Origin of the sequence: Snodgrassella gandavensis (assembly GCF_914768025.1) — a bacterium.
In the GTDB taxonomy this organism is placed as follows: Bacteria; Pseudomonadota; Gammaproteobacteria; order Burkholderiales; family Neisseriaceae; genus Snodgrassella; species Snodgrassella gandavensis.
In genome coordinates, this window is record NZ_CAJZCE010000005.1 from 126,374 (window position 1) to 132,469 (window position 6,096).

Sequence of the window (6,096 nt, forward strand, 5' to 3'; positions counted from 1 at the left end):
TCCTATGCTCACCTACACCCCCAACAAACCCAGCCCACAAGGCATGAACAAAAAACGTTCATGGCTACTGTTGTTACTGGTATTTGTATGGTTGTGGCCAGGCGTACTGCATCATGACTTATGGACACCGGGTGAACCATATCTGTTTACCACAGCCAGTCAGTGGCAGACAGCACACTGGGCAATTCCCACCATTTTTGGCGAAATAAATTGGGAGGCATCACCTCTCTATATATGGCTGGCCGCCTTGTGCCAGCACCTGTTCAGCCCGAAACAGATGGATGCTTATGAAGCCACCCGCCTAACCAATGTCATCCTGATAGTATGTACGTTTGCCTGCATCGGTGGCTCCGCCCGCCAGTTTCTCGGGCGCGGCTATGGGCGCATTGCAGTACTGATTTTACTGGGCTGTACCGGTATCCTGATACCGGCACACTTTATCAACGACAGTATCATTCTTTGCCTTGGCGCAGCCATGTGCTGGTATGGCTTATCTCTGGCTAACCGGCGCATCATGATGGCCAGTATGATGCTGGGTGGTGGCTGGACAGTGCTGTCGCTAACCGGCAGCCTGCTCTGGCCATTACTACAGATACTGGTAGCATTCAGCCTGCTACTGTATCCACAGTGGCGGTACCGGCGTTATCATCTAGTACTGCTGATTTCCCTATTATGTGCATTACCATTAATGCTGATCTGGCCACTGGCCTTACATCAAACCGCCGCCAATATATTTAATCTGTGGTGGCAATATCATGCATTAGCGCCTTTCGGCGGGTTCCGCCATTGTGAGATACATTTCTCCCTCGGCTATTATCTAAAAAACCTGCTCTGGTTTGCCTTTCCGGCATGGCCGCTGGCCATCTGGACTGCGTCACGCGGCAAACTGAAAAACCAGTGCTGGGGCATTCTGGCTATCGTATGGCTAAGCCTGTGCCTGCCAGTATTTGCCCTCCTGCCACAGCAATATCAGGATTTACTGGTATTTGTCTTGCCACCACTGGCCATATTGGGCGCAGCACAACTTGATGCCCTGCGACGCGGTGCCATCGCATTCCTTAACTGGTTCGGCATCATGGCCTTTGGCTTTTTGGCCGTATTTCTGTGGCTGGGCTTTATCGCCATGAATTATGGCTGGCCAGCCAAACTGGCAGAACGGGCAGTATATTTCAGCCCGTACTATCGCTACGACGTAAACTACTTTCCAGTAATCGTAGCCTGCATACTTACACCACTGTGGTTGTGGGCAATTACCCGTCAGCATATTCGTGGCCGGCAGGCTGTCACCAACTGGGCAGCTGGTGTTTTACTGGTGTGGTCACTGCTGCTTACCCTGTTCTTACCATGGCTGGATGCAACCAAATCAGCCCGCCCGGTAGTACAGCAAATGCAAAACAGCCTGAGTGAAAACCAACTACAGGCTTTTAGCGACAGACGTGCCTGCATCAGCATCAATCACGACAATTTCAGTACCCGCATCGCCTGGCAGCAATACGGCTGGATTCCACTACAAGCAGATAATCCAGATTGTGACTATCGCCTGATTACCCGCGACCTCAAAGCCATACCACCGGCTCAATGGCACGAAATCTGGGCAGGTGCACGCCCGCGCGAAAAAAACAAAATCATCGCCTTGTGGGTAAAAACCACCGCAACAAAGGAATAGCAACCATGAATACCCAAGCACAGGAACAAGAACATCTTCCGGCCACACCCACCAATGTCGATGCCAGCGAAATCGACAAATTCAGCCAGCTGGCACACAAATGGTGGGATAAAAACAGCGAATTCAAACCATTGCACGACATCAACCCATTGCGGCTTGAATTTATCGACAACTATGCCCAGCTAGCTGGCAAAAAAGTACTTGATGTAGGCTGCGGCGGCGGTATTCTGAGCGAAGCCATGGCCAAAGCCGGAGCCAGCAGCGTTACCGGTATCGATTTAGCCAAAAAATCCCTGAAAATTGCCCAGTTACATGCTATGCAGGAACAGATTGGCAACATTAGCTACCGCATGGTGAGCGTGGAAGACTTAGCCGCAGAAATACCGGCCAGCTTTGGCGCTGTTACCTGCATGGAAATGCTGGAACATGTGCCCGATCCTGGCAGCGTAGTGCGTGCCTGTGCCCAGCTAGTACAGCCCGGTGGCGTAGTCTGCTTTTCCACCATCAACCGCAACACCAAATCCTACCTGCAAGCCATCATAGCTGCCGAATACATCCTGAAACTGATGCCACAAGGTACACATGATCATCGCAAATTCATCACCCCAGCCGAACTGGCACGCCTGTGCCGACAGGCCGGCCTCGAATGGCTGGGCAGCAGCGGCTTCACCTACAACCCGCTAACCAGACGCTATCACCTCACCGACAAACTAGACGTCAACTACATGATAGCCTGCCGTCGTCCTCTGGACTAACAGCCAGAAAGCAGCACAAAAAACCGGTATCAGCCTGATACCGGCAACAACATCACCTTAATTTACCGCAACAAATAAACCTTACTGCCCCACCAGCGATTTCATCACCGGAATAGTCGACCAGTCGATACTGTCGAGCAAATTTTTCACCACCAGCCCCAGCTCCGTATCGCCCTCAATTTTCAGCCTGCGATTAAAAAACAGCGTATCCGGGTCTTCCTGCCGCAGCAGCATCTTCACAAAATCAGCCGTATTTGCGCTCAGGCACAAATCCACCGCAGCAGCATCAGCCACCACAAAACGCTCCTCAGTAGCACTGAAACACAAATTCAAACCCAAATCTGCCACCACAATCCGAAAACAGCGTCCGGCCAGCAAAGACATATCCGCCAGCAAAATCTGCTTTCTCAGCAACTGATTCAGCGTATTAACCAACAACCATGCCGGCGGCTTTGTCGGCAACAGCCCAACCACCTTTTTCAAAAATACCGGCATCACCTTATCAGGCACCTGCATGCATCACCTCTTCACATTGATTAATTCCAGCCCTACCCTGCCAGTAGCCATCCACTAGCGTACCACCTGCATACCTACTCAGTTCAGACAAAGCAGTTTTTTCCGCCATTGTTCCAGCCAGCATCTGCTGATGCAGCCAGATAACTTCCGCCATATATTGCCCTTGTGGGGAAATCCTGAAATACTTCACCCCCATAGCCAACAACTGCTGGTAGCGTATCAGCAGCGAATGGCAGCCGGCAGACATCGTCTGAATACCGTTAATTGTCAGAAAAGCCTGCTCCTCACGCGTATAGAGCGGCAAACCATCTGCATGTTCCAGACACTTGAATTCACAGCTATCCTTTTTCAGATTGTAGTGCCGTGCCGTAAAACAGCGTGAAGAATACGCCAGCGGCAACTTGCCCCAGCCAAATACCTCACAAGCCATATCCGGTACTGCCGCAATCATCTGTGCCAGCCTGTCAGCCGCCAGCTCAATTGAAGCCACCCAGCGGCAAGCCCCCAGCGACTGCATCAAAGCCAGCGTCTGCTCGTTATAAACATTCAGCGCCTGTCCGGCTACAAAAGGAATACCTTTCGCATGCAGCAGTCGTACCGCAGCAAGGTCATTAGCCTCTACCCGGAAATCTTCCTGTTCTACCAGCTTACGCAAACGCTTCAAGTCAGATTCACTTTCCAGCAGCACCTGCGAAGACAACACCACCTCACAGCCACTGGCCGCTACATCTCGCGCCAAATCAATCCAGTCGGCCACTTTCAGCTCCTGCCGGCGCGAACATACCGTTTCGCCCATATAAATCGTCGCCAGCGGCTCTCCAGCTATCTGCTGGTAAAAATCCACAATCTGCTGCTTCTGCCAGAAAAACAGAATCGGCCCCAGAGACAAAGCCAGCTTATCCTGTTGCATCATTCACATTCCTTCATTATTTCCACGGCCGGTTATACGCACCCAGCGTTACCTGCTGCCCTTCCGACACCTTCGCCAGCGCCTGTTGCCATAACGGATTCACCGCAAACTGCTCAGGACACCGCACCGCCAGATCAAGCGCCTGTCGCAATACCTTCGTCACCTGTGCCGTATACGCCGGACTACGCTGCCGGCCTTCTACCTTAATCGCTGCTACTCCCATCCCCAGCAACTGCGGCAAAATCTCCAGCACATTCAGACTAGTAGGCTCTTCCAATGCATAATACGTTTCCTCATTCACCTGAAAACGCCCCTTACACAAAGTAGGATAGCCTGCCGGTTCATCCGCGCCGTAGCGGTCAATCAGAATATTATTCAGACGCGCATCCATCCCCGCAGCATGTTGTTCCCAGCGCACATACTTCGCTGGCGAACACACACCAAACGTATTCGGCGATTCTCCCGTTACATAACTTGACAGCAAACAGCGCCCTTCCACCATCACACACAAACTGCCAAAGCCAAATACCTCAATTTCTACCGTAGTATGCTTAATCACCTGCTCTACCTGTGGCAAAGTCAGCACCCGTGGTAACACCACCCGCCGAATACCAAACAGCTCCTGTGCCAGATTAATCGCCTCATAATTCGTAGCCGACCCCTGCACCGACATATGTAAAGCCAACTGCGGATGCGTCTTACGTGCATAGGCCAGCAAACCCATATCCGCCAGAATTACCGCATCCACCCCCAGCTCAGCCGCCGTATCCACCGCCTGCTGCCATTTCTTTACCTCACCAGCCTGCGCATAAGTATTAATGGCCATCAATACCTTACGCCCTCGCTGATGCGCATACGCAATTCCCTCGGCGGCAGACTTTCGGTCAAAATTCAGGCCAGCAAAATTACGCGCATTAGTCGCATCCTTCAGCCCCATATAAACCGTATCCGCACCATGCTCTACCGCCATCTTCAACGCCGGCAAATTACCTGCCGGACACACCAGCTCGGGAATCTTCCTATTCATTCGTTCCCACCAACCCCATACACAAAAACACCAATCAACAGCCAGCAAATAACAACAAATATCCCGCCAGCATTACACAGGTATCAAAACCCTGCACAAGCGCGAGATTAAAACATTTAACAAAACAGAATTTATTGACAAAAAACAAGCCAAAATCGAATAAAACCGGTTTTTTATATTAATTTTAGAAAAAATACACAACCAAATACCAAATTAAAAAAACCTAATAATCCAGCCAGACCATCCCGCCTCATCATCTCACCAACCAGCTTCTTATATCATCAGCTGTTAACAGAAAAGCTCGAGCAGCAGTTGCCAGATGACGATTTCCAATCTGGGTCTCAAACAATATTTTGACTAATAACAGCAAATGCAGAATCATCCTGAATATACTAATCAAAGAGGATAAATTTTTGATATATTTCTTCAAAAGAAACTTATTGCAGCAAGAAAATCTGGCATAAAACAGGAAATCACCCAATCTATTAGCATAAGCTGTTAAATTCTATTTCTCTGTCCATACTACATTTGCAATTAAGTAAACTGTACACCCTTCGGCAAGAGGAAATAGCTTACAAACGATCACTCCTTAATTTTATTGTTTGAAAATGAGTTGCTATTCCAAGTATTGCGATAGTGCCGGATTGTAACTGGGATAGCCGGGGATGGTGCTATCTTTGCCGACAAAGAGGCCGGATTGTTGGTTGACGGCATTGAGGTGGATGTTGACGCCGCTCTGGCTGACGCTGTATTTAAAATTGTAGTAGTCTTTATTTAATCTGACATTTAGTGTATTTCAAACCAATAATGGCGTGTCAGTAATGAATCAATCTGCAAAAATAATTAAACCAAAATTAAGACTTTTAGAACTCGCTAAACAGTTAGGTAACGTTCAGCAAGCCTGTAATGTCTTGGGTTATAGTCGCGACAGCTATTATCGCTTCAAAAAACTCTATGAACAGGGTGGAGAATTAGCTCTTCAGGAAATAAGTCGCAAAAAATCTATAGAGAAAAATCGCGTAGAGCCTCATATTGAGCAGGCTGTCGTTAATATGGCTTATGAATTTTCTGCTTATGGGCAACATCGGGTAACTAATCAGCTACGTTTGCCAGGAATAATGGTCTCTGGCAGCGGCGTACGTTCAATCTGGCTACGCCACGATTTAGAAAGCTTCAAAAAAAGGCTGATCGCTCTGGAAACAAAAGTAGCTCAGGAAGGGCT

The 6,096-nt window shown here is 49.2% G+C and carries 6 protein-coding genes; 3 read left to right on the forward strand and 3 right to left on the reverse strand.

What is annotated here, in order from left to right; genetic code table 11:
- Positions 1–4: 4 nt before the first annotated feature.
- Entirely contained in the window at positions 5–1,666 is a 1,662-nt protein-coding gene (locus MJ764_RS05915; protein WP_239325486.1) for an ArnT family glycosyltransferase, read from the forward strand.
- A 5-nt stretch (positions 1,667–1,671) separates the two neighbouring features.
- Positions 1,672–2,421, forward strand: a complete 750-nt coding sequence (gene ubiG / locus MJ764_RS05920; RefSeq protein WP_239325488.1) for a bifunctional 2-polyprenyl-6-hydroxyphenol methylase/3-demethylubiquinol 3-O-methyltransferase UbiG — start codon at positions 1,672–1,674, stop codon at positions 2,419–2,421.
- An 81-nt stretch (positions 2,422–2,502) separates the two neighbouring features.
- On the opposite strand, the gene ubiT is transcribed toward ubiG, so the two are convergent.
- The 3 genes from ubiT to ubiU are packed head-to-tail and all read right to left on the reverse strand — an operon-like array spanning position 2,503 to position 4,874.
- A complete protein-coding gene (gene ubiT, locus MJ764_RS05925) occupies positions 2,503–2,937 on the reverse strand; it encodes a ubiquinone anaerobic biosynthesis accessory factor UbiT (protein WP_239325490.1) in 435 nt (144 codons plus the stop codon).
- Positions 2,924–3,847, reverse strand: coding sequence for a U32 family peptidase (locus tag MJ764_RS05930; protein WP_420853934.1), 924 nt, complete (start codon positions 3,845–3,847; stop codon positions 2,924–2,926). The genes ubiT and MJ764_RS05930 overlap by 14 nt, the downstream gene beginning before the upstream one ends.
- Before the next feature lie 16 nt (positions 3,848–3,863).
- Positions 3,864–4,874: a ubiquinone anaerobic biosynthesis protein UbiU gene (gene ubiU, locus MJ764_RS05935; protein WP_239325502.1), complete on the reverse strand. Its 1,011-nt coding sequence runs from the start codon at positions 4,872–4,874 to the stop codon at positions 3,864–3,866.
- Positions 4,875–5,695: 821 nt separating this feature from the next.
- On the opposite strand from ubiU, the gene MJ764_RS05940 reads away from it, so the two are divergent.
- Positions 5,696–6,096: helix-turn-helix domain-containing protein (locus MJ764_RS05940; protein ID WP_239325504.1), on the forward strand; the 401-nt coding region annotated here is incomplete at its 3' end.